Annotated in this window: 26 protein-coding genes and 4 pseudogenes; 12 read left to right on the plus strand and 18 right to left on the minus strand. The window is 66.5% G+C overall.

Annotation, left to right across the window (positions count from 1 at the left end):
• Positions 1-7 precede the first annotated feature (7 nt).
• From ACQ858_RS12615 to ACQ858_RS12665, 11 genes and pseudogenes are all read right to left on the minus strand, one after another.
• Positions 8-526, minus strand: coding sequence for a hypothetical protein (locus tag ACQ858_RS12615; protein WP_431273085.1), 519 nt, complete (start codon positions 524-526; stop codon positions 8-10).
• A 112-nt stretch (positions 527-638) separates the two neighbouring features.
• Positions 639-1,100, minus strand: coding sequence for a methyltransferase family protein (locus tag ACQ858_RS12620; RefSeq protein ID WP_431273086.1), 462 nt, complete (start codon positions 1,098-1,100; stop codon positions 639-641).
• 49 nt (positions 1,101-1,149) lie between these two features.
• The gene (locus tag ACQ858_RS12625) at positions 1,150-1,494 is read right to left on the minus strand and encodes a hypothetical protein (protein ID WP_431273087.1); all 345 of its coding nucleotides are present in this window, start codon (positions 1,492-1,494) and stop codon (positions 1,150-1,152) included.
• Positions 1,491-1,709 (minus strand): Rid family hydrolase, encoded by a 219-nt coding sequence (locus tag ACQ858_RS12630; RefSeq protein WP_431273088.1) that lies wholly within the window; start codon positions 1,707-1,709, stop codon positions 1,491-1,493. Before ACQ858_RS12630 ends, ACQ858_RS12625 begins: the two co-directional genes overlap by 4 nt.
• A 191-nt stretch (positions 1,710-1,900) precedes the next feature.
• Positions 1,901-3,421 carry an efflux transporter outer membrane subunit gene (locus tag ACQ858_RS12635; protein WP_431273089.1) on the minus strand — a complete coding sequence of 507 codons (1,521 nt, stop codon included), beginning with the start codon at positions 3,419-3,421 and terminating at the stop codon, positions 1,901-1,903.
• A gap of 7 nt (positions 3,422-3,428) precedes the next feature.
• Complete coding sequence (locus tag ACQ858_RS12640) at positions 3,429-4,394, minus strand: efflux RND transporter permease subunit (RefSeq protein ID WP_431273090.1); 966 nt, start codon at positions 4,392-4,394, stop codon at positions 3,429-3,431.
• Positions 4,391-6,523 (minus strand): efflux RND transporter permease subunit, encoded by a 2,133-nt coding sequence (locus ACQ858_RS12645; RefSeq protein ID WP_431273091.1) that lies wholly within the window; start codon positions 6,521-6,523, stop codon positions 4,391-4,393. The genes ACQ858_RS12640 and ACQ858_RS12645 overlap by 4 nt, the downstream gene beginning before the upstream one ends.
• Positions 6,516-7,667: an efflux RND transporter periplasmic adaptor subunit gene (locus ACQ858_RS12650; protein WP_431273092.1), complete on the minus strand. Its 1,152-nt coding sequence runs from the start codon at positions 7,665-7,667 to the stop codon at positions 6,516-6,518. The genes ACQ858_RS12645 and ACQ858_RS12650 overlap by 8 nt, the downstream gene beginning before the upstream one ends.
• 188 nt (positions 7,668-7,855) lie before the next feature.
• Positions 7,856-8,479 (minus strand): transcriptional regulator, encoded by a 624-nt coding sequence (locus ACQ858_RS12655; protein WP_431273093.1) that lies wholly within the window; start codon positions 8,477-8,479, stop codon positions 7,856-7,858.
• A gap of 3 nt (positions 8,480-8,482) precedes the next feature.
• Positions 8,483-8,677, minus strand: a pseudogene (locus ACQ858_RS12660) (helix-turn-helix domain-containing protein); the annotation flags it as partial.
• Positions 8,678-8,838: 161 nt separating this feature from the next.
• Positions 8,839-9,744 (minus strand): LysR family transcriptional regulator, encoded by a 906-nt coding sequence (locus tag ACQ858_RS12665; protein WP_431273094.1) that lies wholly within the window; start codon positions 9,742-9,744, stop codon positions 8,839-8,841.
• A gap of 121 nt (positions 9,745-9,865) precedes the next feature.
• Between ACQ858_RS12665 and ACQ858_RS12670 the strand changes: the two genes are divergently transcribed.
• Both ACQ858_RS12670 and ACQ858_RS12675 read left to right on the plus strand, forming a co-directional pair.
• Positions 9,866-10,741, plus strand: coding sequence for an alpha/beta fold hydrolase (locus ACQ858_RS12670; protein WP_431273095.1), 876 nt, complete (start codon positions 9,866-9,868; stop codon positions 10,739-10,741).
• On the plus strand, positions 10,734-11,912 hold the full coding sequence (locus ACQ858_RS12675; protein ID WP_431273096.1) for an MFS transporter: 1,179 nt from the start codon (positions 10,734-10,736) through the stop codon (positions 11,910-11,912). The genes ACQ858_RS12670 and ACQ858_RS12675 overlap by 8 nt, the downstream gene beginning before the upstream one ends.
• A 60-nt stretch (positions 11,913-11,972) precedes the next feature.
• Here the strand turns inward: ACQ858_RS12675 and ACQ858_RS12680 are convergent, their stop codons facing one another.
• Complete coding sequence (locus ACQ858_RS12680) at positions 11,973-12,746, minus strand: SDR family oxidoreductase (RefSeq protein ID WP_431273097.1); 774 nt, start codon at positions 12,744-12,746, stop codon at positions 11,973-11,975.
• Between the two features lie 37 nt (positions 12,747-12,783).
• On the minus strand, positions 12,784-13,197 hold the full coding sequence (locus ACQ858_RS12685) for an acyl-CoA thioesterase (RefSeq protein WP_431273098.1): 414 nt from the start codon (positions 13,195-13,197) through the stop codon (positions 12,784-12,786).
• A gap of 122 nt (positions 13,198-13,319) precedes the next feature.
• Here ACQ858_RS12685 and ACQ858_RS12690 point away from each other — a divergent pair, with 122 nt between their 5' ends.
• The 6 genes and pseudogenes from ACQ858_RS12690 to ACQ858_RS12715 all read left to right on the plus strand — a co-directional run.
• On the plus strand, positions 13,320-14,024 hold the full coding sequence (locus tag ACQ858_RS12690) for a Crp/Fnr family transcriptional regulator (protein ID WP_431273099.1): 705 nt from the start codon (positions 13,320-13,322) through the stop codon (positions 14,022-14,024).
• Between the two features lie 130 nt (positions 14,025-14,154).
• The gene (locus tag ACQ858_RS12695; RefSeq protein ID WP_431273100.1) at positions 14,155-15,522 is read left to right on the plus strand and encodes an MFS transporter; all 1,368 of its coding nucleotides are present in this window, start codon (positions 14,155-14,157) and stop codon (positions 15,520-15,522) included.
• A 50-nt stretch (positions 15,523-15,572) separates the two neighbouring features.
• A complete protein-coding gene (locus tag ACQ858_RS12700) occupies positions 15,573-16,463 on the plus strand; it encodes a 3-keto-5-aminohexanoate cleavage protein (RefSeq protein WP_431273101.1) in 891 nt (296 codons plus the stop codon).
• A 23-nt stretch (positions 16,464-16,486) separates the two neighbouring features.
• A pseudogene (locus ACQ858_RS12705) lies at positions 16,487-17,418 on the plus strand (3-hydroxyacyl-CoA dehydrogenase NAD-binding domain-containing protein).
• A 126-nt stretch (positions 17,419-17,544) separates the two neighbouring features.
• Positions 17,545-18,024, plus strand: a complete 480-nt coding sequence (locus ACQ858_RS12710; RefSeq protein WP_431273102.1) for an aminoacyl-tRNA deacylase — start codon at positions 17,545-17,547, stop codon at positions 18,022-18,024.
• 33 nt (positions 18,025-18,057) lie between these two features.
• Positions 18,058-18,597, plus strand: a pseudogene (locus tag ACQ858_RS12715) (Mut7-C RNAse domain-containing protein); the annotation flags it as partial.
• Between the two features lie 63 nt (positions 18,598-18,660).
• Here ACQ858_RS12715 and ACQ858_RS12720 read toward each other — a convergent pair.
• The 5 genes from ACQ858_RS12720 to badH form a co-directional block, all read right to left on the minus strand.
• Positions 18,661-19,452, minus strand: a complete 792-nt coding sequence (locus ACQ858_RS12720) for an enoyl-CoA hydratase (RefSeq protein ID WP_431273103.1) — start codon at positions 19,450-19,452, stop codon at positions 18,661-18,663.
• Positions 19,449-21,095 carry a cyclohexanecarboxylate-CoA ligase gene (gene aliA / locus ACQ858_RS12725; protein ID WP_431273104.1) on the minus strand — a complete coding sequence of 549 codons (1,647 nt, stop codon included), beginning with the start codon at positions 21,093-21,095 and terminating at the stop codon, positions 19,449-19,451. The genes ACQ858_RS12720 and aliA overlap by 4 nt, the downstream gene beginning before the upstream one ends.
• Before the next feature lie 52 nt (positions 21,096-21,147).
• Complete coding sequence (gene aliB, locus ACQ858_RS12730; protein WP_431273105.1) at positions 21,148-22,299, minus strand: cyclohexanecarboxyl-CoA dehydrogenase; 1,152 nt, start codon at positions 22,297-22,299, stop codon at positions 21,148-21,150.
• A 167-nt stretch (positions 22,300-22,466) separates the two neighbouring features.
• Positions 22,467-23,249 (minus strand): 2-ketocyclohexanecarboxyl-CoA hydrolase, encoded by a 783-nt coding sequence (gene badI, locus ACQ858_RS12735; protein ID WP_431273106.1) that lies wholly within the window; start codon positions 23,247-23,249, stop codon positions 22,467-22,469.
• Between the two features lie 34 nt (positions 23,250-23,283).
• On the minus strand, positions 23,284-24,051 hold the full coding sequence (gene badH, locus ACQ858_RS12740) for a 2-hydroxycyclohexanecarboxyl-CoA dehydrogenase (protein WP_431273107.1): 768 nt from the start codon (positions 24,049-24,051) through the stop codon (positions 23,284-23,286).
• 148 nt (positions 24,052-24,199) lie between these two features.
• On the opposite strand from badH, the pseudogene ACQ858_RS12745 reads away from it, so the two are divergent.
• The 4 genes and pseudogenes from ACQ858_RS12745 to ACQ858_RS12760 form a co-directional block, all read left to right on the plus strand.
• Positions 24,200-24,700: pseudogene (locus tag ACQ858_RS12745) on the plus strand (MarR family winged helix-turn-helix transcriptional regulator); the annotation flags it as partial.
• 100 nt (positions 24,701-24,800) lie between these two features.
• Positions 24,801-25,718 carry a Ku protein gene (locus tag ACQ858_RS12750; RefSeq protein WP_431273108.1) on the plus strand — a complete coding sequence of 306 codons (918 nt, stop codon included), beginning with the start codon at positions 24,801-24,803 and terminating at the stop codon, positions 25,716-25,718.
• Positions 25,715-26,194, plus strand: a complete 480-nt coding sequence (locus ACQ858_RS12755) for a MerR family transcriptional regulator (protein WP_431276946.1) — start codon at positions 25,715-25,717, stop codon at positions 26,192-26,194. Before ACQ858_RS12750 ends, ACQ858_RS12755 begins: the two co-directional genes overlap by 4 nt.
• Positions 26,191-26,547: a tetratricopeptide repeat protein gene (locus ACQ858_RS12760; RefSeq protein ID WP_431276848.1), complete on the plus strand. Its 357-nt coding sequence runs from the start codon at positions 26,191-26,193 to the stop codon at positions 26,545-26,547. The genes ACQ858_RS12755 and ACQ858_RS12760 overlap by 4 nt, the downstream gene beginning before the upstream one ends.

Here is a 26,547-nt window from a genome sequence, read left to right on the forward strand (position 1 = left end):
CGGATTATTACTTGGACGCAGGTTGCGGAGATGACGCAGGTGCCGGTTGAGTCAGCCACTGCTGACGCTGGAGCATGTGGTCCATCATCATCTGTTGCATCCAGGTGTACTGGTCCACCATGTACTGGCGCTGTTTTTCCTGTTCGGGCGTCAGCCTCGAGTAGTACCCGCGCATCCCGCCCCAACCCATCATTCCCGGGCCACCCATCATTCCTCGACCACCCATCATGCCGGGGCCCCACATCCCGTGCATCAGGGACATCGCACTTTGCATCGTGGCCCAATGTTCTTCCAACAGCTTCTGTCGCTGCTGCGGATCCTGGGTCTGTCTGAGACTGTCCATCTGCTGCTGCATCAGCTTGACCTTCTCCTGGAACTCGGCCGTCCGCTGGTCGAAGGCCTTGACGTCCGGGGCAGGCGACGTGGCGGCGCTGGGTGGCTTCGCTTGTGCTGCTGCAGGCTGGACCATCAGGGAGGATGCAGCCGCGACTGCGACGGCCGCGGCGATGGATGAGACGTGTCGCATGACGCTTCCTTCCAAGAGGATGTAACGAATGAATCGTAGAGCGTCTGCAGGGACAGTCGTTGACGCGCATCAAAGTGCGGGCAAGACCGCACTTGACCGCTCTGCCGGACCCCTACAGCCAGCGGCGAACTCTTGTCCGGTAAGCCGAATACGCCTCGCCGAATGCCGACAGGAGGACTCTCTCCTCGGGTGCGATTTGGAAGCGATTCATGTAGAGCACGAAGACCGCCGGTCCGACGAGGCCCCACGGCGCGCAAAGGAACGCGGCCCAGCCGACGAGCACCAGGAGCAATCCGAGGTACATCGGATTGCGGGTGAATCGGTAGATGCCGTTGGTGACCAGCGATGAGGCCGCCTCCGGATTCATCGGGTTCAGCGTCGTCCGGGCTCGGCGAAAGGCCGCAACGCCCGCGACGCTGAACACAGCACCAAGGAGCGCGCTCGCGACCGCCATCGCGATGCGCAGCGAGACATCGACTTCAAACGCAAAGGTGAACCGCGAGACCGCCCACATGGCCAGCGCCGTGACCAAGGCAAGGGCGGGTGGCGGCACCTTCAGTTCGAGACCATTCATGGGCGTACCGAGGACACGGGGCCTGGGAGCCTACTTCATTGCGCGGGGTTTAGTCGAGGATGCGTTTCCCGATAGGCGCACCGCAATCGAAGATGTTGACGCGTACTTCGTCGCCGATCCGCAAGGGCGCATCGGATGGATTCACGGATTTCCCGAGCGACCTGCTATGCAGACCGCCGTCACGGAAGCGCACGACGAGATAGGGCGAGTCGGCCGCGGCGTCCCCGGGGCAATGCCGGTCGGCCAGAACCGACAGCTCGCTCTCGCGGCCGATCTCCACGACGACTGCGTCACGCCAGCCGTGGGCGTGGTCATAGATGCCATGGACGCTACACCCGCCAAGTGCCGCAAGCAAGACCGATCGCCAAACCCGTTGGGCAATCGCCGACTTCATTCCTGGCCCGCGTGACGAGCAGCAGCAACGACCTGAATTTCGATCTTGTAGTCGGAGTCGATGAGCTTGGCACCCACGGTGGCGCGCGCCGGTGAGTGACCTTCGGGCACCCACTCGTCCCAGATCGCGTTCATCGCCGCGTAGTCGCCGACCGTGCGCAGGTAGATGGTGGCGCTCACGATGTCCTCGCGGCGAGCGCCTTCCAAGGCCAGCAACTCGTCGATGCGGCTCAGAACCTGCCGGGCACTGGCCGGTGATGTCGAGCGAGGCGTTCTCGGCCACCTGCCCCGAGAGATAGAGCAGACGCGCCGTCCCCAGGTCGACGACGACCATTTCGCTGAAGCGGCGCCCCATCTCGTGTCTGATGATGTTCATCTGGAGTGTCTCCAAGAAATGTGCGAGGGCATCAAGGCGTGGAGGCGCGGTCGCCTTCGCCCTGCCGATTCCACCAACCGCCCCCGAGCGCCGCGAACAGGGCGGCCGTATCCGACAAGCGTGCGGCCCGCGCCTGGACAAGATTGAGGGAAGCCTGCTGCCAGGCCTGTTCCGCCTGCAGCACCGAAAGCGCGCTGGCATCCCCGAAGCGCAGCTGCTCGCGGGTCCGGCCCAGGCTTCTCGATGCCGCGCGTTCGGCATCGATGGCGGCTTGCAGCGCGCGTGTGTCCGCGTGAATCGCCTCCAGTGCATTGGCCACATCCTGGAATGCGCCCAGCACGGTCGCGCGGTACTGAGCCGTGCTCTGGTCGAAGGCGGCCCGCGCCGCTGCCTCGCGGTGCTTCAGGAGCCCGCCGTCGAATACTGGTTGGGTCACGCTGGCGGCCAGGGTCCAGAACACCGACGACGAGGTGAACAACTGGGACACGCTGAAGGCCGAGCTGCCGTAGGCATTGACGCCGAGCAGCACATTGGGAAGCCTCGCCGCCACCGCCGCGCCGATGGCGGCGCTTGCCGCATGCATCTGCGCCTCGGCCGCGCGCACATCGGGGCGGTGCTCGACCAGCGTCGAGGGCAGCGAAAGAGGAAGCGCATCCGGCAGCCCGATCGCCTCGAGATCGAAGCGCGCATCGACGTCGTCGGCCGGATAGCGGCCCGCCAGCGCCAGGAGCTGGTTTCTCTGCACCGCAAGCTGCTTGTCGATCGACGGCAAGCTGGCCTCGGTGGCCGCGAGCGCGGTCTTCTGCAGGTCGACATCGGCCAGGGAGGCCTGCCCGAGCTGCTGCTGCCGGACGAATTTCTGAAGCACCTGCTTCTGCATGTCGATGATCGCCAGCGTGGCAGCGCGCTGCCCGCGAAGCGACGCTTCGTTGATCGCGGCGACCACCACGTTGGAGCTCAGGGTCAGGTTGGTCGCTTCCAACTGGAACTTCTGCTCTTCTGCTTGCGCCTGCGCGCCTTCGATGGTGCGCCGCGTGCCGCCGAAGACATCGGGCACGTAGCTCACCGTCACCTGCGCGGTGTGGAGGGTGTAGTACGTGGCGTTCGTCGACACCGGACTGGCCAGCGTCTGCGCCACGCGCTGCCGTACGGGCGAGTAGTTCAGCGCCACGCCGGGCCACAAGGCGCCGGCTTCCGCCTGCGCGTTCTCGTTGGCGACGCGCAACGCGGCCTGCGCCGCCTCGACGTTCGGGTTGTGCGCGAGGCTGTCCCTGACCCAGGCGTCCAGCGGCTCGGAATGGAAGACTTGCCACCACTGCGCGGGAATATCGGTCGACTCGGAAAGGCGCTGGGGCCTGGCGTCGCTCCCTTCGGGTGCTGTCGTCGTGTCGCCGTGGTCTCCGGATGCCGGCCGGGCCAGGTAGCGATCGGGCAGCGCCAGGTCGGGCCGGACGTAGTCCGGGCCCACGGCGCATGCGGCGAGCAGCAAGGGCGTGGCCACGGCCGTGAAGCGGCGAACGATTGCGAGGAACGGTATGCGCAGCGTGTTCATCGCGCTCTCAACGATCGCGCCGCAGACGGGCGCCCCAGCCCCGGCGCTCCGAGATGCGCTCGAGGGAGAAGTACAGCGTGGGCAGGATGAACAAGGTCAGCAGCGTGGAGACGAACAATCCGCCGACCACGACCGTGGCCAATCCGCGTTGCACGTCGGTGCCGACACCGGTGGCGAGCGCCGCGGGCAACATGCCGATGGAAGCCACCGTGGCCGTCATGAGCACGGGTCGCAGGCGCTCGCTGGCCCCTTCGAGGACGGATTCCCGGAGCTCGAGGCCCTCGCCTCGCACGCGCCGGAAGTTCGCGACCATGATGATGCCGTTCTGGATCGAGACGCCGAACAGCGCGATGAACCCCACCGCCGTGGCCACGTTCAGCGTTTCGCCCGCGAGGTGCACGGTGATGAGGCCGCCCAGCATCGCCATCGGCACCACGCCCAGGACCAGCGCCGACTGCCGGACATTGCCGAACTGGAAGAACAGCAGCACGGCCATGATCACCACGACGATCGCCAGGGAGATCGCGAGCCGCGCCTGTGCGCGCTGCTGGTTCTCGAACTGGCCGGCCCACTGCAGCCGGAAAAGGTTCCGATCGAACTTGATCTCTTCGGAGATCCGCTTCTCGGCTTCGGCAAGGTAGGAGGCCAGGTCACGGTCGCGGTTGTCGATGCGCACCGTGATCTGGCGTTCGTTCATCTCGTGGGAGATCGTGCTCTCCCCGGTCTGCAGCCTGATGGCGGCGACCTGCGACAACGGGATCTTCGCGCCACCCGCGCCGTTGAGCAGCAAGGCGCCGAGGGCCTCGGGATTGGCCTTGGCCGACCTGGGGAACCTCACGCCCACGTTGTACGTGCGGTCTTCGACATACACGGAGATCACCGGAGCGCCGCCGACGCCTGTCTGCACGAGGTTGGCGACGTCATTCGCGTTCACGCCGACGCGCGCCGCAGCCTCGCGGTCGAGCGTGATCACGATTTGCGGGATCGGCGGCTCCTGGAACAGGGACGCCGATGCCGTCCCCTGATCCGGCCGAGCAACTCGACGACCTCGTTGCCGATGCGCCGGCTCTCCTTCAGATCGTGGCCATAGATGCGCAGCACCAGCGGACTGTGGGCCCCACCGACGGCATCGTTCACGCCGTCGATGATCGGCTGGCTGATGCCCACGGAGAAGCCGGGCATCTCCGCGAAGCGCTGGTTCAGCATGCGCACGAAGGAAGCCTTGTCCACGCCTTCGGGCCATTCGCTGTAGGGCTTGAGTCCGACGGGCACCTCGACATGCGAAGGGGTCCACGGATCGGTTCCGTCGTCGTTCCGGCCGAGCTGCGTCACGACGTAGGAAACCTCCGGATATTCGAGCAGCACATGCCTGAGTTCGCCCGCCATCTCGCTGGCCTTGTCCAGCGACAGGCCCGAAGGCAGCTGGACCTGCAGCCACAGCGCGCCTTCGTCCATGTCGGGCAGAAACTCGCGCCCTGCCGTCGCACCCAGCACTGCGACCGCCGCCAGCGCCAGCGCGCTCAGGGCGTAGGCGATCGACGGCGCTTCCAGCAGGTGATGCAGCACGCGCCGGTAGGCATTCGTCAGCCATACCAGCGGCCGGTTCACGAAAGGCTTTCGCGGCTTGCGCAGCGCGACGTAGGCCAGGCTCGGGATGAGGGTCAGCGCGCAAAGCAGGGCACCGAGCAGCGCAATGCCCACGGTGATGGCCATGGGCTTGAACAACTTGCCCTCGGCGCGCTCGAAGGCGAACAGCGGAAAGTACGCCGTGATGATGATCAGGGTCGCGAAGAAGATGGGACCGGACACCGGGCTGACCGTCTCGAGGATGTTGGCCTCGGAAAGGACCGCCTCGGGTTCCTCCTCGCGGCGGCGCAGGATGGCCTCCATGATGACGATCGCGCCATCGACGATGATGCCGAAGTCGATCGCACCCAGCGAGAACAGGTTGGCCGGCATCCGCGTGAGGTGCATCACGATGAACACCGTGACGAGCGACATCGGAATCGCGACCGCAGCCACGAGCGCGCTGCGCGGGCTGCCGAGGAACAGCACCAGCACGATCGACACCAGGACCATGCCCTCCAGCACGGTGTGCGTGACCTTCTCCACTGTCAGGTGGACCAGATCGTCGCGGTCGATGTAGGGCACGATCTTCACGCCCATCGGCGCGAGCTGGGCCTGCAGTTCATTCACCTTGCGATGCACGCCTTCGAGCACGCGCGACGGGTTCTCGTACTTGAGCATCAGCACGATCCCTTCCAGGGTGTCGGGGTTCGTGTTCTTGCCCAGGATGCCGCCGCGTTCCTGGTGCCCGTATTGCAATAGACCGAGATCGCGCACCAGCACCGGCGTCCCGCCGCTCTGCGACACGACCACCGAGCCGAGGTCATCCAGCGAATGGATCAGTCCGATGCCGCGGACGATGTAGCTCTGCTCTCCCCGTGCGATGCGTCCACCTCCGGCGTTGGCGCTGCTGTTGTTGATCGCGCTGACCACGTCGCTGAGCGCCAGCCCGCGCGATTGCAGCTTCTCGGGATCCACCTCCAGCTGGAATTCCTTGGTGAAGCCGCCGAAGTTGGTGACGTCCACCACGCCGGTCACCTGGCGCAGTGCCGGAATGACCTTCCACCGCTGTATCTCCGACAACTCCATCAGGTTCTTGGTGTCGGATTCCAGCGTGTAGCGGTAGATCTCCCCTGCGGGCCCGGCCAGTGGTCCGAGCGAGGGCTGTGCACCGGAGGGGAGCGTCACCTGGGCCATCCGCTCGGTCACGCGCTGGCGTGCGAAATGGTCGTCCGTGCCGTCCTGGAAAGTGAGCGTGATCAGCGACAGCCCGAAGGTGCTGCTCGATCGGATCCAGGCCAGTCCGGGCGTGCTGCCCAGGGAGCGCTCGAGCGGTGTGGTGATCTGCTGCTCGATCTCCTCGGCGGCCAGACCATTGACCTGCGTCGTGACCTGGACGCTCACATCGCCGAGGTCGGGATAGGCCTCGACGGTCATCTGCGTCCACGACCAGTAGCCGAAGATCACGAGCATGACCGACATCGCCCAGACCAGATGCCTGCGGCGGAAGAACTGCGTGATGATGAGGTTAATCATTCAGCAGCACGCCCCCGCGCACGACCACCCGCTCGCCCGCTGCGAGGCCGCTGCGCACGCGCACAAGGCCGCCGTCTTCGCTGCCCAGCTCCACGCTGCGCCGCACGAAGGTCCAGGGGTCGACTTCGACGAAGACGCTGGTGTTGTCGTTGTTCATCACCAACGCCGACGTCGGCACCTGCGGCTGGGGCGCCTGCGCCACTGCGATCCTCGCCGTCGCATACATGTTGGGCTTGAACAGCCCCTGCGGGTTCGCAAAGGCGATGCGGGCCTTCATCCGTCGCGTGTCGGCGTCGAGCACCGTGCCGACGAACGCGATCTTTCCGCTGAAGATCTGGCGGGGAAAGGCGGCCAGCACGACCGAGACATCCTGCCCGCTCGTGACCGTGCCGATCAGTCCTTCGGGCACGTTCACGGTGACCCACGCGTGATCGAGGTTGGAGACCGTCATCAGGGTGGCCGTTGCGTCGTTCACGATGGCGCCCGCCGCGGTCGCCAGCGTCGTCACGCTGCCGCCGACCGGAGCGGTCACGCTCAGCTGCGCCGGCCCGGAACGGCCCGAGGCATTGCCCCCGTCGAGGCTGCGCAAGCGGGCTTCGCCGCGGCGGAGTTCGGCGGTCTGCTGAACCACCGCGCTCATGGCCGCTTCCACGTCCTTGGCTGCGTTCGACCCCGCCTCGTTGACACCGCGTGCGCGCGTCAGCGCATGCTGAGCCAGATCGAGCGCATCGCGCGCCTTCTGCACATCCGCGACGGCCTGGGCGAAGTCGGAGGAACTGATCGTCGCGAGTTCCTGTCCGCGCTTGACGACGTCGCCGAGGCGCACTTTCAGTGCCACCACACGGCCGGTCGCGGGCGCCAGGATGTTGACCGTGCTTGCCGGATCTGCCTCGACCACCGCGGGAAGGCTCACGCTGTGCGCCGACGTCGCCTCCTCCACCGGTGCCACGGCCAGGCGACCGCGCAGTGGAGAGTTCTCCGGCACGAAAAGGCGGTTCGCACTTCGTACGAGCTCGGGGCGCGGCCGCGGCGCGGAGGCAGGCGCCTCGGCGCGCATGGCATGCCATGCCCAGAACGCAGCGAGAGCGCAGAGCACGACGATCGCGCTCCACACATAGGGAGACTTGGAGGATGGCTGTTTCACGGGTTCTCGACGCTTGGGGGCTGCAGTCACTCCCAGCGGGAGACCAATGAGGGGACTGCCGGGCAGTCCTGACACGGCGGCGCGCGAGCGTAAGCGAACGTACCTGACGATTGGCTGAGACGACCGGCGGGCACGGTCTTTCATCAAAGTGTCACGCAGCGCTCATGCGGCAAGCGGTGTCGACGAGCTCATCCTCCTGATAGCAGCGTCTGTACCCGTCGGATGTCATCCGGCCTGGCAGGGGTGAATACGACCATGCCAAGCTCAGGACGGCCTTCCACCGAAAAGCTCGAGAACTCCAGATTGACGATGCCCGCAATGGGATGACGCAGGCGCTTTACCCCTTCGCTCATGCCCACCACTTCGGTGTCGGCCCACAAGGCCCTGAACTCGGCGCTCACGCTCGACAGTTCATCGATGAGCCGCGAGGCCTCCTCGCTGGTCCCCGCACGGGTCACGTCGGCGCGAAACGCCCTGACGACCACGCGAGCGAGCTTGCTCCAATCCTCCTGCGCCTGCTGGACCTTCGGGCTGAAGAAGAGGAGGCGCAGAATGTTCCGTTCCTGCGGGGCGAGCTTGCCGTAATCCGTGAGCAGCACGGCCGCGACGCGGTTCCACGCGACCACGTCCCAGCTGACGGTCTTCACGATGGCAGCGCTGGTGGGAAAGGCATCCAGCACCCGTTGCAGGCGCGGCGTGATGCCCCCGCCCGGACGGTAGCGCAGCTCAGGCGGCCTGCCCAGCGCCAGCATGAACAGGTGCTGGCGCTCCGGTTCGGTGAGCAGCAGGCTTTCTGCGAGCCTGTTGAGCACGCTGGCCGAAGGCGCTCCGCCGCGCCCCTGCTCGAGCCAGGTGTACCAGGTCGGGCTGATGTTGGCGCGCTGGGCGACTTCTTCGCGCCTGAGGCCAGGCGTGCGCCTTCGAGTTGTCGAGAAGCCGAACGCCGCCGGGTCCAGGCGGGTACGCCGGTTGCGGAGATAGCTGCCGAACGATGCGAGGTCTGTGCTCAGGGTAGGTGGTAGTCGCTATAACAGGATAACGTCACGCATTTACCAGCCTAGACCAATGCGCTTGAATGGACCTCTCATCTGATTTCGAGGTCACCATGCAAGTATTTCTGAGTCGATCGCTCGCTGTCACCGATCGGCGCTGAGCCTCGGCTTCATGCAGCTCAAAGCGCCGCCGCGCGCAGTTGCTCCCGCAACCTCGGCACCGCGAAGTCCACGAACGCGCGCAGCTTCAGCGGCAGGCGGCTCTGCTGTGCATAGACGAGGTGAACGGGTCGCGCAGCGGGCTCGAAGTCCTGCAGCACGACCTGCAGGCGTCCCGCTCGCACGTGCTCGTTGACCTGGTACGAGACGGCGCGTGTCAGTCCCGCGCCGGCCAGGCCCGCGTCGATCGCGCCATCGATGGTGTTGACGGAGAAGCGCGAGCGGAACGACACCGGCGCTTCCTTGCCGTTCGTCTGGAACGTCCAGGCGCTCGCCGCCGACACGCTCTCGAACGAGATGACGCTGTGGCGCGCGATCTCCGCCGGCTCGGCGGGGATGCCCTTGGCCGCGAGATACGCCGGGCTGGCGCAGACCACGTGCCGCACTTCGCCGAGGCGCGTCGCGACCAGGCGGCTGTCCGGCAGCGGACCGATGCGCAATGCGACGTCGACCTGGTCGTCGAGGAAGTGAGCGACGCGATCGGTCAGCATGAGGCCGGCGGACACCTCGGGGTAGGTCGCGAGGAACTGCGTCACCACGGGCAGCGCGTGCATCCGGCCGAACATGATCGGCGCCGTGATCACGAGATCGCCCCGCGGCTCGGTGTACTCGCCGGCGGCCGTGCGCTCGGCCTCGCTGACCTGTTCCAGGATCGCCCTGGCGGCGGCCACGTACGACCGGCCGGACGGAGTCAGCTCGAGGCCCCTGGACGAGCGGATCAGCAGGTCCGCCTTCAGGTGGGCCTCCAGGTCGGCCACCTTGCGGCTGACGGTGGCCAGCGGCAGGCCAAGCTTGCGACTGGCCTTGGACAGGCTGCCGGTGTCGACGGCGGCGAGCAGCACGGACATGGCATCGAATCGATCCATTGGCTTCCAGTTTTCGAGAGAGGTGTTCTCGAATCTAGCGGCTTCCGAGATTTCCTGCGAAGCCAGACGATCTCGGCCATGGACACGGCGTGCGTGTCCGCCCACAACCCGAAAGGACACCATGGACATCCGCACTCAATACCGCAGCGCCCTCGTCAACGGCCGCAACGTCTTCTACCGCGAGGCCGGCGACCCGAAGCTGCCCACGATGCTGCTGTTGCACGGCCTGCCCACCAGCAGCCAGATGTTCCGCGACCTGATGCCGCTGCTGGCCGACCGGTTCCACCTGGTCGCACCGGACTACATCGGCTTCGGCCATTCCGACGCGCCGTCACGCGACGAGTTCGACTACACCTTCGACAACCTCGCCGCGCATGTGGCCGGCCTCGTCGATGCGCTCGAGCTGGACAGCTACCTGCTGTACATGCAGGACTACGGCGGCCCGATCGGCTTCCGGCTGTTCGCGCGACAGCCCGAGCGCGTGAGTGGATTCGTGATCCAGAACGCCAACGCCTACATCGAAGGCGTCGGCGACGGGCCGAAGACCGTGCTGGGCCCGCTGTGGGAGAAGCGTACGCCCGAGACCGAGAAGCCCGCACGCGAGTTCGTCGGCGCGGAGGGCACCAAGTACCACTGGCTGGTCGGCGTGCGCGACCCCGCGGCGGTCAATCCCGACAACTGGGTGCTCGACCAGGCCTTGCTCGATCGCCCGGGCACGCAGGACTACCAGGTCGACCTGTTGGAGAACTACAAGACCAACGTCGCAGCCTATCCCAAGTGGCAAGCCGCGTTCCGCCAGCACAAGCCGCGCACGCTGATCGTCTGGGGCAAGAACGACCCCTTCTTCATCCCGCCGGGCGCACGGGCCTATCTCGGCGACCTGCCCGAAGCCAAGCTGGTCTGGCTCGATGGCGGCCACTTCGTGCTCGACGAATACGCGCCGCAGGTCGCCGCCGAAATCAAGGCGCATTTCACGCAGGAGCCGCATCATGGATAAGCGCCTTCTCACCCTTGCGCTGGGCATGTTCGCGCTCGGCACGGACAGCTACGTGATCGCCGGCGTGCTGCCGGAGATGGTGCGGACCTTCGGCGTCGACGTTGGCACCGCGGGCCAGCTGACGACCGTCTATGCGATCACCTTCGCGCTGCTGGCACCCAGCATCGCGGCGATCGCGGCGGGCGTTCCGCGCAAGCGCATGCTGCTGGCCGGCCTGACGGTCTTCCTGCTCGCCAATCTCGGCACGGCGCTCGCGCCGACCTTCGCCATCGCGATGCTCACGCGGATCGTCGCGGGCGTCGGAGCCGCGATGTTTTCGCCCACGGCCACCGGTTCCGCCGCGCTGATCGTGCCACCCGAGCGCCGCGGGCGCGCGCTCGCGATCGTCGTCGCCGGGCTGTCTGCCGCGACCGCGCTGGGATCGCCGCTGGGGGCCGTCATCGGCGGCCTGGGCGACTGGCGCTGGACGATGGTGTTCGTGTCTGCGCTGGCGGGCATCGCGGGCCTGGGCATCTGGGCATTCCTCGCGGACGTGCCGCTGCCGCCGCCGATCTCGCTGGCCAAGCGCGTGGCGCCGCTGGCCGACACCCGCGTCGTCCTGACGCTGGCCACCACGCTGCTGGCGATGGCAGGCATCTTCACGGTCTACACGTACTTCGCCGTCGCGTTCGATCGCGTCATCGGCGGCAACGCGGTTCTGCTGGGCGGCCTGCTGGTGCTGTGGGGCATCGCCGGCACGGTGTCCAACCTGATGGCCGGGAAGCTGATCGACACGCTGGGAACGCGCAAGGTCGTGATCGGTGCATTGGCGGCGCTGATGGCTGACTTCGCGTTGCTACCCTGGTCGAGCAATCATCTGTGGGCCGCCGCGCTGTCCATCCTGGTCTGGGGCGGTGCCGGCTGGGGCATTCTCGTGCCCCAGCAGCATCGGATGGTGTCGCTCAACCCGGGCATCGCGCCCATCCTGCTGGGGCTCAACACGGCGGGAACGTATGTCGGCGTCACGATCGCCGGCGTGATCGGCGCGCTGGGACTTCACGCCGTCGGGCCGTACCGACTCGGCTTCGTCGGCATCGTCCCGATGCTGCTCGCCTTGGCCGCCTCCGAGTTGGCCTCCCGGCGCATCTGTGCTGCGAGGCGGGCCGAGCGGCAGCTGTGCACGGCGGCATGAGAGGCATCGCGTCGAACAAGGGCTTCGTTGTTCGACGCCGCCATTTTTGGCGGTTCGGCTTCAGGAGGCGCTCTGCGAATCCCCGTCGATCGGGATCATCTGCCCCGAGATCGATCGCGCTGCATCGGAGGCCAGGAAGACGGCGAGCGCCGCGATGTCGGCCGGATCGACGAAGCGCTTGATCGACTGGTTGGCCAGCGCCGCGGCCTCCTCTTGCGCGACGCTGCGGCCGCTGGCAGATGCACGCCCCTCGAAAACCCGCTGGATGCGCGGGCCGTTCACGGCGCCGGGCAGGATGGCGTTGACGCGAATGCCGAATTCGCCCAGTTCGCGCGACAAGGTCTTGGTGAACCCGATCAGCCCCCACTTGGTCGTGGCATAGGGACTGCGATTCGGGTAGCCGAAGCGGCCGGCCAGCGATGACATCACGATGATCGACCCGGCGGCCGACCCTTTCAGATGCGCGATGGCAGCCTGCGTCACCGTGAAAGTACCGGTCAGGTTGACGCGAAGAACGGCATCCCAGGCATCCGGGTCCATGTCCGCGACGCTCGCTGTCGGGCCCGCGATGCCGGCGTTGTTCACGAGCACGTCCAGCCCGCCCAGCGCAGCCACGGCTTCCTCGACCATGCCTTGGACCGCGCGACGATCGGCCATGTCGCACACGCTGGTGGTGACGCCCGGCGTCTGCGCACGCAGGTCATCCAGCGCCGCAGCGTCGATGTCGCAGGCGTGCACGCGAGCGCCCGCCGCGGCGAACGCCATGGCGATGGCGCGGCCGATACCCCCTGCGCCCGCAGTGATCAGGACGCGTTGACCGTTCGGTGCTGTCATGGAAGTCTCCTAGTTCGAGGGTGCACGATCGCCGCGCTCAGGCACAGGCGGAACGAATGAACTCCGGCACCGGAACCGCCTTGAGCTTGCCGCTGTCGTCCCGCACGCACAGCGCCCGGGTCTCCCGCCCTTCGCAGATCAGGTCGTCGCCACGCATCACGCGATGGCCCTGGATGAAAACCTTGCCGCGCCATTCCTCGATGCGGCTGTGGATCTCGATGCGCTCGCCGTAGGTCGCTGCGATATGGAACCGCGTATGAATCTCGAGCAGCGGCGCACCGACGCATCCCGGCAGTTCCGCCATGGCCCGCCAGGGCACCAGTCCACACGCAGTGAAATAGTGGTGCGAAGCCGCGTCCATCCAGCGGGAAAAATTGGGAAAGAAGACGATCCCTGCCGGATCGCAGTCGCCGAACTGGACGTCGACGCCGTAGATGATGGACTTGCTCATGGACTTGAAGGCGCGGTCTTGAATGGGATGATGATTGTTCACGCCGGCTCAAATGCCCGCAGTCGGCGCATCGACACTCGGGATCAGGGTTTACCCTTCTCTGCGTGCCAGGAGACACAGCAATGACCCGATCACAACGTCCCCGCGCCCCATCGCTCACGCTCGACGAGTTGCTGGCGCAGTCTGCGTGGTTCTCTGCGCTCGACGAAGCGGCGAGAGCACAGGTTCGCAACGACGCAACCGAACGCGCCGTGGCGCTCGGCGATTCGCTGAGTCATCACGGCGAGCACCAGCACGCCTGGTTCGGGGTTCTCGAGGGCCTGATCAAGTGGGCCATTACCGCACCTGATGGGCGGACCGTGACACTGGGCGGCCAATCGGTGGGCAGCTGGTTCGGCGAAGGCACGCTCATCCGCGACGCGCCGCGCCAGGCGGATCTCGTGGCGCTGCGCTACAGCCGGGTCGCACAGATCCCCTACGACACCTTCGACTGGCTGCGCCGCAACAGGCCGTCATTCAACGATTTCCTGCTGCAGCAGGTCAATGATCGGCTGCACTGGTTCATGGGCAACTACGCGACGCACGGCCTGCTGGACACCGACAACCAGGTGGCCCGCGCGCTCGTGGGCATGGTGCATCCGTTGCTGAACCCTCTCGGCGAAAGGCATCTTCAGCTGTCGCAGGAAGAGCTCGCCAACCTCGCGGCCGTCTCGCGCCAGAGCTGCAACAGCGCCTTGACGCGCTTCAAGAGCGCCGGGCTCGTGCAAAGCGAATACGGGGGCATCGTGGTGCTGGACCTGCCCGGCCTGCAGAAGCTGGCGCAGTAGGCGTTTCGGCGGGGTGCACGGCACTCCGTGTTTACCCTGATACCAACTGTCGGCGCGTCGACTGCGGCAATGCGCGCCGCCGGGAATGATCCGGGTCATGGCATCGCGCCATCACCTCAGGAGACACGCAATGAATCACGCAGCGTCCGCAGCCCAAGGGGTCGCGGGCATCCCCGGAACGACGCTCCAGTCCGCGGAGGACAACGTCTATCGCAAGATCAGCTGGCGAGTGATGCCGATCGTGCTGGTCGCCTACGTCTTCGCCTTCCTGGACCGGATCAACATCGGCTACGCGCAGCTTCAGATGAAGCAGAACTTGGCCTTCTCCGATGCGATCTACGGGCTGGGCGCCGGCCTCTTCTTTCTCACCTATCTGCTGTTCGAAGTCCCCAGCAACCTGCTGCTCGAGAAGATCGGCGCCCGCCTCACGTTCCTGCGCATCATGGTGCTGTGGGGTCTCACGTCCGCGGCCACGGCCTTCGTCACCGAGCCCTGGCAGTTCTACGCCGTCCGGCTGCTGCTGGGCCTTTTCGAGGCCGGGTTCTTCCCCGGCATCATCCTGTATCTCACCTACTGGTATCCGAGCCACCGCCGCGGCCGCGTGACCGGGCTGTTTCTGTTCGGCATGCCGATCACCGGCGTGCTGGGCGGCCCCCTGTCCGGGATGGTCATGAGCGGAATGGAAGGACTCGGCGGCATGCACGGCTGGCAGTGGCTGTTCCTCATCGAAGGGCTGCCGACCGTGCTGCTCGGGTTCCTGCTCTTTCGCCTGCTGCCGAACAAGCCGGCCGAAGCGCCCTGGCTGAGCACCAGCGAAAAGGCGCTGGTGCAGTCGGTCCTCGATGCCGACCACAAGGCCGACGAGAAGCCCGGCCACCACGGCAAGCTCGCCGCCGCGCTGGCGGACCCCAAGACCTACGTGCTGGCCTTCGTCTACTTCTGCTGCGCATGCGCCGTCTACACGATCACGTTCTGGCTGCCGACGATGATCAAGAACCTGGGCATCGCGTCCATCGGCGCGATCGGCTGGATCACCGCCGTGCCCTACGTCTTCGGCGCCATCGGAGTGCTCGTCATCAGCCGCAGCTCCGACCGCTTCAAGGAACGTCGCTGGCATGTCGGCGGCACCCTTGTCGCGGGTGCCGCGGCGCTGTTCGCCACGTCCTTCCTGGGCACCAGCTTCGCACCGGTCATGCTGTTGCTCTGCATCGCAGCGTTCTTCATCTTCGGCGGCGGATCGCTGTTCTGGTCGATCCCGCCGACCTACCTGAGCCGCGACGCGGCGGCCGCCGGCATCGCGGTGATCAGTTCGCTGGGCATTCTGGGCGGCTTTGTCAGCCCGACGGTGATCGGCTGGATCAAGAACATGACCGGGAGCATCCAGATGGGCCTGGGCGCCTTGATCGCACTGGTCATCGCGGGCGGACTGACGATCCTGATCGCCTTGCCGAAGAGCGCGGTGCGCGTCGGCACCGACGACCGCGCAACAGGCCATTGATCGCGCGCGGCACCCCGAATCAACTTACCCGACTTCAACGGATACAAACCATGAGCAAGCCCAAAGTCATCGTGACCATCGCCCCGACCGGTGGCATGGCCACCAAGAGGATGAACCCCAACCTGCCGACGCAGCCGCAGGAGATCGCCGACGACACCTACCGTTGCTACAACGCCGGCGCCAGCCTGGTGGCGGTGCACGCGCGCAGGCCCGATGACGAGGCCACCTGCAACCCGTCGATCTACACGGAGATCAACCGGCGCATCCGCGACAAGTGCGACATCATCCTGAACAACTCCACAGGTGGCGGCATCAATGGCGACATGGTGCGCGAACTGCCCAATGGGCTGTGGGAGATCCAGTGGGAGGAGCGCCTGAAAGGCATGCAGGGCGAAGGCGTGGAGATGTGCACCCTCGATGCGCAGACAGTCATCGCCAGCTTCGGTGGCAAGGAGATCCTGGTCGCGACACCGCCCACGTGGATCCGCAAGATCGCAACGATGATGAAAGAGCGCGGCATCAAGCCCGAGTGGGAGGTGTTCGGACTGGCGGACATCGTCCAGGACGTGCAGCGCTCTCTCAACGAAGGCCTGGACGACGCACCCCACTTCATCAACATCGTCATCGGCGCCAATGCCTTCCAGGGGGCATTGCCATACACGCCGAAGCTGCTTCAGACGATGGTCGACCATCTGCCCGCCAAGACGGTACTCAATGTCAGCGCGATCGGCGCTGCGCAGTTGCCCGCGGCCATGAACTCACTGCTGCTGGGCGGACACGTTCGCGTCGGCCTGGAGGACAACCTCTACTACGAGCATGGCGTGCTGGCGACCAACGTGCAGCTCGTCGAGCGCCTGGTGCGGCTGGTGCGCGAAATGGGGTACGAGCCCGCCACGCCGGCGGAAGCTCGGGAAATCATCGGACTGCGTCCGCTGCGCTGACACGGCGCTCCAGGGGCATCCGAATGAACCGCAAGATCGCTGTCGTCGGCACTGGCGTCATCGGCGCCGGCTGGGCGACTCACTTCCTGGCACAGGGTTTCGACGTCGCCGCGACGGACCCGGCCGCCGGCGCCGAGGGGCGCCTGCGCGAGTCCATCGACGACTGCTGGCCAACCGTCGAGGCTCTCGGCCTCGCCGAAGGGGCGTCGCGCGACCGGCTGGAGTTCAGCACGGACGTTGCGCAGGCCGTGCGGGGCGCCATGTTCGTCCAGGAGAGCGGCCCTGAAAGGCTGGACGTCAAGCACGCGCTGATCGCGAGCATCGAATCGGCCGTGGAGGCCGACGTCATCATCGCTTCCTCCTCGTCGGGTCTGCAGATCAGCGAGATTCAGGGCAAGGCCACGCACCCCGAACGCATCGTTCTGGGGCATCCGTTCAATCCGCCGTACCTCATTCCGCTCGTAGAGGTGGGGGCGGCAAGCTGACGAGCGAGGACAACATCGCGAAGGCGATGACGCTCTATGCCTCGATGGGAAAGAAGGCCATCCGAATCCGCAAAGAGGTCAAGGGCCACATCGCGAATCGCCTGCAGGTGGCGCTCTGGCAGGAAGCCATCTCGCTGGTGCAGGCGGGCATCGCCTCGGTCGAGGACATCGACACCGCGATTTCGTACGGCCCGGGTCTGCGATGGGCGTTGCTCGGCCCTTTCATCAATCTGCATGCATCCGGTGGGGCCGGAGGAATCACCCACCTGTTGCAGCACCTGGGCGCCTCGCAACGCGAATGGGCGTATGACCTGGGCAGGTATCCGGAGACGGACGACTACATCAAGCCCATTGCGCAAGGTGTCGACGCCGAGCTGAAAGGACGCGATCTCCAGGTTCTGCTGCGCCAGCGCGATGAGTTGCTGGTTCAACTGATTGCGGCAAAGGCGGCCAAGTCGCAGATTCCATAGCGCACTCGCCTCGCGTTGCGCCCTGGCGTTTCTGGCGGAGAACACGACGAACTTGCGACCCCCAGCCGGCGGGAGCAAACTCACAGGACGGCGACCCTGCCGTGTTTGCGCGCAAGGAGGATTGCCATGTCCATTGCCTCCCATCTGACCAGCTACCTCGACCGTCGTGGCGCACGCTATGAGGTCTCCACGCACGGACGCAGCCATAGCAGCCTGGAGACCGCACGCTGCGCCAACGTCAGCCCGGGTCAACTGGCCAAATCGGTCATCCTCGAGGACGAGGGCGGCTGCGTGATGGCCGTCCTTCCCGCCGACAAGATGGTCATGCTCGGGGAGTTCTCCCGCTTTGTGGGTCGCCGCAGGCTGAAGCTGGCCGGCGAGGCCCGGATCGCAGAGCTGTTCGATGACTGCGACCCCGGCGCCATACCACCAGTCGGAATGGCATGGGGGATGCCGACGATCGTCGATGACGAACTCGAAACCAATGGCGTCGTCTACATGGAAGGTGGCGATCACGAGCGGCTGCTTCGGATGTCGCACGCGCAGTTCCATGCGCTGATGCGGGCCCAGCCCCACGGGAGCTTCTCCAAGAATCCAGAGCTCTGAGGGCGCCCGACGGGTGCGCCGATCGACAGCCTGCTGCGCGACGGCGACCGGGTCGCCGTCTTTCCGCAGTTCGAAGCGCTCGACATCACACCGCTGGTGCGCGTTCGCGATCGTGCATTGCGCGTGACCCGCTTCGTCGCGGACGCGCACCTGGGTGGCCTCGCGCACCTGCTGCGCATGACAGGGTTCGACACCCTGTACGACAACCAATTCAGTGACGAAGAGATCGAGCACATCTCCGGCGTGCAAGGACGCATCGTGCTGACGAGAGACCGAGAGCTGCTCAAGCGTCGGGGCATCACGCATGGCTGCTACGTGCATGCGTTGCGGTCTGCGCAACAGTTGCGCGAGATCTTTGGCCGACTCGACCTTGCACGCGGCGTGCGGCCCTTCACGCGATGCCTGGACTGCAACACGCCCTTGCACGAGATCGACAAGTCGCTGGTCGCGCCGACCTTACCGGCGATGGTGCGCGAACGCTACCAGCGCTTCAGCACCTGCGACACGTGCCGGCGTGTCTTCTGGGAGGGTTCGCATTGGCGACGCATGCGCGCCATGGTGGACGAGTTGGTGGCTGAACCACTGACGCCTCCGCCGCCCGTGCAAGCGCCGGGGGCGCGCCGTAGCGCCCATGCCTCAGCGATGCCGGAAGGCCGGAGCGCGCTTCTCCAGGAACGCCTTCATTCCCTCGTGCGCATCGTCGCTCGCGAAGCGCGCGTGCAGTTGCCGCCGCTCGAATCCGATGCCTTCGGAAAGCGATCCCTCGAAGGCGCGGTTGACCGATTCCTTGATCGCGATCAGCGCCGGCAGCGAGAAGGCGGCGATCTTCGTGGCCAGCGCGAGGCTTTGCGACATCAGTTGCCCGTCGGGCACCACGCGCGCGACGAGGCCGTAGCGGTCGGCTTCCGCCGCGTCGAGCATGCGGGCCGACAGGCACATGTCCATCGCCTTCGCCTTGCCGATCGCGCGCGGCAGGCGTTGGGTGCCGCCCGCGCCGGGCAGCATCGCGAGCTTGATCTCCGGCAGCGCGAACTTCGCGCTCTCGGCGGCGATGGCGATGTCGCACGAAAGCGCGAGCTCGCAGCCGCCGCCCATCGCGAAGCCCGCGACCGCGGCGATCACCGGCTTGCGCACGGTGCGGATGGTCTCCCAGTTGCGCGTGATGAATTCCGACTTGACCACGTCCATGTAGCTCCAGTCGGCCATCGCCGCGATGTCGGCCCCGGCGGCGAAGGCCTTCTCGTTGCCGGTGATCAGGATCGCGCCGATCGCCTCGTCCGCATCGAAGGCGCGCAATGCATCGCCGAGCGCGTCCATCAGTGCATCGTCGAGCGCGTTCATCTGGCGCGGCCGGTTGAGCGTGACGAGGCCGACGCGGCCGTGCGTCTCGACGAGGACCGGCGCTTCGGCCACGGTGGTTTGCGTCATGCGGCGTCCCCCTTCAACATTTCGCGCAGCCTGAACTTCTGGATCTTTCCCGACGGGGTCGCGGGCATCGCATCGCGCACCACGAGGCGTTCGGGGATGTACTGCAGCGCCACCTTCTGCCCCTTGAGAAAGTCGACGATCGAAGGCAGGTCGATGCTCTGGCCCGGCCGCGGCACGACCACCGCACAGGCGCGTTCGCCAAGGCGCTCGTCCGGGTAGGCGACGATGGCCGCCATCTGCACCGCCGGGTGGCGGTACAGCAGCGCCTCGATCTCCACCACCGGCACGTTCTCGCCGCCGCGGATGATCACGTCCTTGCTGCGGCCGGTGATGCGCAGGTAGCCGCGCTCGTCGATGCGCGCCATGTCGCCGGTGTCGAACCAGTCGTCGGCATCGGTGCCGTTGAGGTGCGGCCGCTTGAGGTAGCCGCCGAAGTTGGAGCACGCACGCAGCATCAGCTCGCCCGACTCGCCCGGCGGCAGCACCTTGCCGTCCACGTCGACCACCTTGATTTCCACGCCCGGCAGCGGATGGCCGTCGGTATTGAAGGCGCGCTCGTCATCGTCGTCGAGTTCGATCAGCGTGACCGCGCCGTTCTCGGTCATGCCCCAGGCCGAGACGATCTTGGTGCCGAGCACACTGCGCGCCTGCTCCACGAGCGGGCCGGGAATCGGCGCACCCGCGCAGAGAAAAGTGCGCAGCGACGGCACCGCACCGCCACCTTCGGCCACCACGCGCGTGAGGTCGGTGAGGAACGGGGTCGACGCCATCGTGAAACTCGCGCCTTCGGCACGGATCAGCGCCACCGCGCGCGCCGGGTCCCAGATGTCCTGCAGCACCACGCTCGCCTTGAGCATGATCGGCATCATGAGGCCATACATGAAGCCGGTCTGGTGCGCCATCGGCGAGGCCATGAGCACCACGTCGTCGCTGCCCAGGTGCAGCCGCTCGGCGTACGGGATGATGTTCGCCATCGTGGTGTTGGCGGTGTGCATCACGCCCTTGGGCTCGCCGGTGGTGCCCGAGGTGTAGATGAGCTGCATCACGTCGTCCGGGCCCGGCCGGCTGCGCGTGAGGATTTCCTTCGCGTCCGCGGCCTCTTCCCACGCGGGGCCGCTCAACAGTGCCTCGAAGCTGTTGCCGCCGCCGCTGCCGCCGACCACCACCACCTGCTGCAGATCAGGCAGGTCCGGTTGCAGGCCCGCGAGCATGGCTTCGAAGTCGAAGCCCCGGAAACGCTTCGGCACGATCATCACCTTGGCCGCGCCGTGCCTGAGCATGAACGACAGCTCGCGCTCGCGGAAGATGTGCATGATCGGATTCATCACCGCGCCGATGCGCGCGCACGCCAGGTAGGTCAGCGTGAACTGCCACCAGTTGGGCAACTGGCACGCCACCACGTCACCGCGCCCCACACCGAGCCGCGCGAGGCCCACTGCGATGCGATCGGCCATCCGCGCCATCTCGCGGTAGGTGAAGCGGGAGGTGTCGCCCTCCTCCACCCGCAGCGCGGTGAGCGCGACCTTGTCCGGGCAGGCCGCGACGCAGGCATCGAGGTCGTCGTTGATGGTGCGGTCGTGCCAGAGGCCCTGCGCGACCATCCGCGCGCGGCGCGGCGGAATGAGTACGGCGTCGAATTCCATGCTTTGTCTCCTCGTTGTGATTGGTGTGAAGGATCGAAGGAAGGTCGCTGTCTCAGGCCGGCACGGCTTCGCGTCCGGCGCGGGTGCGGGCGATGATGGTCTTCATGATCTGCGCGGTGCCGTCGCCGATCTGGAAGCCGAGCACGTCGCGCAGACGCTGCTCCATCGGGCCGCGGTCGTAGCCGCCGTGGCCGAACATCAGCAGGCACTGGTGGATCACGTCGTAGGCGAGCTTGGGCGCCCACCACTTGCACATCGCGGCCTCGGTGGTGTGCGGTGCGCCCTTGTCCTTGAGCCAGAGCGTCTGCAGGCACAGAAGGCGCGCGGCCTCGACCTGGGTGTCGAAATCGGCCAGCGGATGCGACACGCCCTGGAAGGCCGACAGCGGCTTGCCGAAGGCCTCGCGCTGCGCGACGTACTCCCAGGTCTCCTCCAGCGCGACACGCGCCACCGCCAGCACCTGCAGGCCGATCAGCGCACGCGAGAAGTCGAAGCCCTGCATCACCTGCACGAAGCCTTTGTTCTCTTCGCCGAGGCGATGATCCACAGGCACCCGCACGTTCTCGAAGAAGAGCGAGCCGCGCCCGATCGCGCGCTGGCCGTGGCAGTCGAAGCGGTTGCGCGTGATGCCGGGCAGGTCCATCGGCACCAGCAGCGCGGTCACGCCATGTGCGCCGGATTCGATGGTGCCGGTGCGGCCGAAGACCACCGCGGCATCGGCCTGATCGGCGGCGGAGATCGAGGTCTTCTCGCCGTTGATGACGTATTCGCTGCCCACGCGCTCGACGCGCAGGCGCAGGTTGGCCGCGTCCGACCCGCCGCGCGGCTCGGTGAGCGCAATGGCGAACAGCGCCTCGCCGCGCGTGAGTTTCTCGAGCCACGGCCGCGCGACTTCGGGCCGGCCGTGGTGCGACAGGATCTGCCCGTTGAGCGACGCCAGCAGGTTGACGTAGCTCAGGCTCAGGTCGGCGCGCGCGATCTCTTCATGAATCACCCCGGCCGCGAGGCAGCCCATGCCCTGGCCGCCCTGCTCTTCGGGCAGCTCGGGCGCGATGAAGCCCATCTCGCCCATCTCCCGCATCAGCGCGCGGTCGAGCACGCGCGTCTTGTCACGCTCCAGAAAGCCCGGCGCCACGCGGCCGGCCGCAAAGCGGCGCGCATGCTCGGCCAGCGCCGCGAGGTCTTCGTCGATGTAGGGATTCATCTCGTCTCCTTGAAGAAGCAGCAGCGTCGGCTTCTGCCTTCGAACTCAAACAACCGCAGACCAGGGCCGCCGTGGAACCGGCTTCGCCGGGCCACTGGCGGCGTCCCCTTCCGCCTCGCGCAGCGAGGCGAGAGAAGGGGAAGGCGCGAAGCGCCTCAGGGGGATGTTCACTTCATGAACTTGCGGAACTCGGGCTTGCGCTTGTCCTTGAGCGCGGCCACGCCCTCGCGGGATTCGTCGGTGTCGTAGTAGAGCTTCAGCGCATACATGCCCATGCCCGCGATGCCGGCCTGGTGGGCCGTGTCCATGTTGAAGCTGCGCTTGGCGATGGCGATCGCGGTCGGACTGCGCTCGCAGATGGTCTCGGCCCACTCCTGCACGGTCTCGTCGAGCTTCTCGGGCGCAACGCAGATGTTGGCGAGGCCCATCGCAACCGCCTCCTGACCCGAGTAGCGCTTGTTCAGATACCAGATCTCGCGCGCCTTCTTCTCGCCGACGACGCGCGCGAGGAACGCAGTGCCATAGCCCGGATCGACCGAGCCCATCTTGGGGCCGACCTGCCCGAAGATCGCCTTCTCCGAGCAGATGGTCAGGTCGCAGATCGTGCACAGCACGTTGCCGCCGCCGATCGCGAAGCCCTGCACGCGCGCGATCACCGGCTTGGGCACGTTGCGGATGGCGTCGTGCAGTTCTTCCATCGGCAGGCCGATGGTGCCGCGTCCGTCGTAGTTGCCGTCGTGCGCCGATTGGTCGCCGCCGGTGCAGAAAGCCTTCTCGCCCGCGCCGGCCAGCACGATCGCGCCGATCTCGCGGTCGTAGCCAGCGCGGTTGAGCGCGCGGATGATCTCGTCGCAGGTCTGGCCGCGGAAGGCATTCATCTTCTCGGGCCGGTTGATGGTGATCCACGCCACGTGGTTGCGCACTTCGTAGAGGATGTCTTCGAATTCCATGGTGTTCTTTCGGTGATGAAGGGGTGGAAGGCGGTCAGCCGTTCATGGTCAGGCCGCCGGAGACGCTGAGCACCTGGCCGGTGACGAAGGCGGCGTCGTCGCTGGCGAAGAAGAGGATCGCGCCCGGCAGGTCGTCCGGCTGGCCGATGCGGCCGAGCGGGATCGAGCGGGTGAAGGCTTCCATCAGCTTCTCGGGATTGCCCGCGCCTTCCTTGTAGTCGGCGAACAGCGCGGTGTCGGTCGGACCCGGGCAGACCACGTTGACCGTGATGTTGTGGCGCGCATGCTCGCGCGCGAGCGTCTTCGAGAACGCCACCAGCCCGCCCTTGCAGGCCGCGTACACCGCCTCGCCGGACGAACCCACGCGCGCAGCGTCGGAAGCGATGTTGACGATGCGCCCCACCTTGCGCGCCACCATGCCCGGCAGCACCGCGTGATGCATGTGCAGCGCGCCGGTCAGGTTGATGGCGATCAGCTTGTCCCACTGCGCGGGCTCGGTCTTGGTGAAAGGCTTGAACACATCCCAGCCGGCGTTGTTGACCAACACGTCGATCGGGCCGAGTTTCGCGAGCGTGGCGTCCACTGCCGCATCGACGCTCGCGCGGTCGGTGATGTCGCAGCGAACGGCCATCGCCTGGCCACCTTCCTCGCGGATCTGCGCGGCGACCTTTTCGGCCGCATCGGGATTCAGGTCGTAGATCGCGACCTTCGCGCCTTCGCGTGCGAAGCGGCGGCAGGTCGCGCCGCCAATTCCGCCACCACCGCCGGTCACCACCACGGTCTTGCCTTCGAATCTGCTCATTTCGGTTCTCCTTGGGTCATCTGGATGCTTGAATGCTTGCTATCGTCGGAACAGTCCGGCCGATGGCCGCCTGCAAATACGTCAATGTGTTGTCATATTATTGGCAGCACTGTCGGTGCTTTGCAAGCCCTTTATTGTGAGAATTGCGATGAGAGAACATAGGGAAAACAAGGATTCCGCACGCATGGAACTCGCCAATCGCGTGTTCTTTCGTCTGTATCAATGTGCAAATATGTTGCATAAAACCGGGACGAAGGCGGTCGAAGCCCAGGGGCTGACGACGCAGCAGTGGGCGGTGCTCGGCGCACTGTCGCGGGAGCAGGCCGAAGGCGGGATGAGCGTGGGGGATCTGGCGCGCTACCTGATGGTCAGCCGGCAGAACCTGTCGGGCCTGCTCAGCCGCATGGAGCGCGACGGGCACGTGAGCATCGCGCCCGACGGACGCGACCGCCGCTCGCGACTGATCTCGATGACCCCATCGGGGCGGCATGTGTGGCTGAAGGAGGCTCAGCCGAAGATCCACGACTATTACGAGGAAGCACTCGCGGGCTTCTCGGTGAACGACATCACCCACACGCTGCACTACCTGCTCAAGATGCTGGAGAACATGCAGCGCGTGGACGAGATGCAGGGGGCGTCGGCGACGCCGGGGACTAGCGTGCGGAGGATTCGCCTCGCGCCTTTCCGGCAGGCGTGGAACGTGGCATTCTTGGGCCGGGCTCGCCCCCACGCCACCCCCGGAGGTCTGCATGGCTGCTCGTTCACTGGCTTCGTTGTCGCTCAGCTTTGGCCTGGTTTCCATCCCGGTCAAGCTCTACTCCGCCACGGAAAGCAGCGCGACGGTCCGCTTCAACCTGCTCGCGAAGGACGGCTCACGCGTCAAGCAGCAGTACGTCTCGGAGAAGGACCCGTCGATCGTCGTGCCTCGCTCGGAGATGGTGAAAGGCTACGAATTCGAGAAGGACCGCTACGTGATCTTCACGCCCGACGAACTCAAGGCGGTCGAGGACAGCGCGACCCATGCCATCGAGATCGTCGCCTTCATTCCCGGGCAGGCGGTCGATCCGATCTACTACGACAAGGCCTACTACCTCGCCCCCGACAAGCGCGGCGCGAAGCCCTACACCCTGCTGCTCGCCGCCATGCGCAAGAGCGGCCAGTGCGCGCTCGCCAAGTGGACCTGGAAGGGCAAGCAGTACGTGGTGCAGGTGCGCGCGCACGAGGACGGCCTGGTGCTCCAGCAACTGCTCTACGCGGACGAAGTGCGCTCGATGAAGGAACTCCAGATCGAGGAAGTCACGCCCTCGGACGCCGAAGTGAAGCTCGCGCTGCAGCTCATCGAGCAGATCTCGCAGGACAGCTACGACCCGGCACAGTTCGTCGACGAGGAGAAGAAGCGCATCCTCGCGGCGATCGACGCGAAGATCGCCGGCAAGCAGGTGGTCGCGGTCGAACACCACGAAGAGGCCGCCAGCAGCGGGCAGATCATCGACCTCACCGAAATGCTGAAGGCCAGCCTCGCGAAGTCCGGCGCGGGCAAGCGACCCGCCCGGGCGCCCGCCGAGGAAGTCGTCACACCCATGGTCGCGAACGAACGCAAGGGCGCCAAGCGGGCCGCCAAGGCCGCAGTCGAGGCGCCACCCGCCAAGGCGCGATCCAGGAAGTGACGCTCGACCATCACGAAACGCCGCACACCCTGCGCGGCATCCAGGAGATGCTGGGCCTCTCGCGCAGCGCCATCACGGGACTGATCGCGAGCGGCTTCGTGAACCCCAGGCGCGGGCCGCGCAACACCTACCGCTTCTCGTTCCGTGACGTGGTGCTGCTGCGCACCGCGCACGATCTGCAGCAGGCCGACATCCCGACGCGCAAGATCCTCCGCGCGCTGCAGCGCCTGAAGGCCACGCTGCCGGAAGAGCTGCCGCTGACCGGACTGCGTATCACCGCGGTCGGAAATGCCATCGCGGTGCGCGACCGCGAGAGCCAGTGGGAAGCCGAGACGGGCCAGTTGCTGATGGATTTCGATGTGGCCGCAACGCGCGGCTCGGTCGCCTTCGTGGACCGGCGGCGCCGTGCAGCCGCGCCCCCGTGTCGGCGGACGAGCTCTTCGCGCGTGCGGAAGCGCTCGAATCCACCGACATGAAGGCCGCGGAAACCACCTACCGCACCGTCCTGACGATCGCGCCCGATCACGCGGACGCTTACCTGAACCTCGGCGCGATCCTCTGCGAAACCGACCGCCGGGCCGAGGCCGCCGAGCTCTACGACGGCGCGCTGCGCCGGCTCCCCGATGTGCCGCTGCTGCACTTCAACCGGGCGGTGGCACTTGAAGACCTGGGGCGGCTCGACGAAGCGATCCGGTCCTACGAGCACTGCCTGGATCTCGACCCGAGCATCGGCGACGCGCACTTCAACGTCGGGCGCCTTTACGACCACCTCGGCCACCGGCGCGAGGCGATCCGGCATTTCAGCGCCTACCGACGGCTCCAGAAGTAG

Source organism: Variovorax ureilyticus (assembly GCF_050632185.1).
In the GTDB taxonomy this organism is placed as follows: Bacteria; Pseudomonadota; Gammaproteobacteria; order Burkholderiales; family Burkholderiaceae_C; genus Variovorax; species Variovorax ureilyticus_A.

Bases quoted from the DNA above. Each gene is read 5' to 3' on its own strand.
- ACQ858_RS12670 (WP_431273095.1), top strand. From the start codon at position 9,866: ATGGACATCCGCACTCAATACCGCAGCGCCCTCGTCAACGGCCGCAAC.
- ACQ858_RS12675 (WP_431273096.1), top strand. From the start codon at position 10,734: ATGGATAAGCGCCTTCTCACCCTTGCGCTGGGCATGTTCGCGCTCGGC.
- ACQ858_RS12680 (WP_431273097.1), bottom strand. From the start codon at position 12,746: ATGACAGCACCGAACGGTCAACGCGTCCTGATCACTGCGGGCGCAGGG.
- aliA (WP_431273104.1), bottom strand. From the start codon at position 21,095: ATGGAATTCGACGCCGTACTCATTCCGCCGCGCCGCGCGCGGATGGTC.
- ACQ858_RS12665 (WP_431273094.1), bottom strand. From the start codon at position 9,744: ATGGATCGATTCGATGCCATGTCCGTGCTGCTCGCCGCCGTCGACACC.
- ACQ858_RS12615 (WP_431273085.1), bottom strand. From the start codon at position 526: ATGCGACACGTCTCATCCATCGCCGCGGCCGTCGCAGTCGCGGCTGCA.
- ACQ858_RS12635 (WP_431273089.1), bottom strand. From the start codon at position 3,421: ATGAACACGCTGCGCATACCGTTCCTCGCAATCGTTCGCCGCTTCACG.
- ACQ858_RS12760 (WP_431276848.1), top strand. From the start codon at position 26,191: ATGAAGGCCGCGGAAACCACCTACCGCACCGTCCTGACGATCGCGCCC.
- ACQ858_RS12700 (WP_431273101.1), top strand. From the start codon at position 15,573: ATGAGCAAGCCCAAAGTCATCGTGACCATCGCCCCGACCGGTGGCATG.
- ACQ858_RS12620 (WP_431273086.1), bottom strand. From the start codon at position 1,100: ATGAATGGTCTCGAACTGAAGGTGCCGCCACCCGCCCTTGCCTTGGTC.
- ACQ858_RS12685 (WP_431273098.1), bottom strand. From the start codon at position 13,197: ATGAGCAAGTCCATCATCTACGGCGTCGACGTCCAGTTCGGCGACTGC.
- badI (WP_431273106.1), bottom strand. From the start codon at position 23,249: ATGGAATTCGAAGACATCCTCTACGAAGTGCGCAACCACGTGGCGTGG.
- ACQ858_RS12750 (WP_431273108.1), top strand. From the start codon at position 24,801: ATGGCTGCTCGTTCACTGGCTTCGTTGTCGCTCAGCTTTGGCCTGGTT.
- ACQ858_RS12720 (WP_431273103.1), bottom strand. From the start codon at position 19,452: ATGACGCAAACCACCGTGGCCGAAGCGCCGGTCCTCGTCGAGACGCAC.
- aliB (WP_431273105.1), bottom strand. From the start codon at position 22,299: ATGAATCCCTACATCGACGAAGACCTCGCGGCGCTGGCCGAGCATGCG.
- ACQ858_RS12710 (WP_431273102.1), top strand. From the start codon at position 17,545: ATGTCCATTGCCTCCCATCTGACCAGCTACCTCGACCGTCGTGGCGCA.
- ACQ858_RS12695 (WP_431273100.1), top strand. From the start codon at position 14,155: ATGAATCACGCAGCGTCCGCAGCCCAAGGGGTCGCGGGCATCCCCGGA.
- ACQ858_RS12690 (WP_431273099.1), top strand. From the start codon at position 13,320: ATGACCCGATCACAACGTCCCCGCGCCCCATCGCTCACGCTCGACGAG.
- ACQ858_RS12625 (WP_431273087.1), bottom strand. From the start codon at position 1,494: ATGAAGTCGGCGATTGCCCAACGGGTTTGGCGATCGGTCTTGCTTGCG.
- badH (WP_431273107.1), bottom strand. From the start codon at position 24,051: ATGAGCAGATTCGAAGGCAAGACCGTGGTGGTGACCGGCGGTGGTGGC.
- ACQ858_RS12645 (WP_431273091.1), bottom strand. From the start codon at position 6,523: ATGATTAACCTCATCATCACGCAGTTCTTCCGCCGCAGGCATCTGGTC.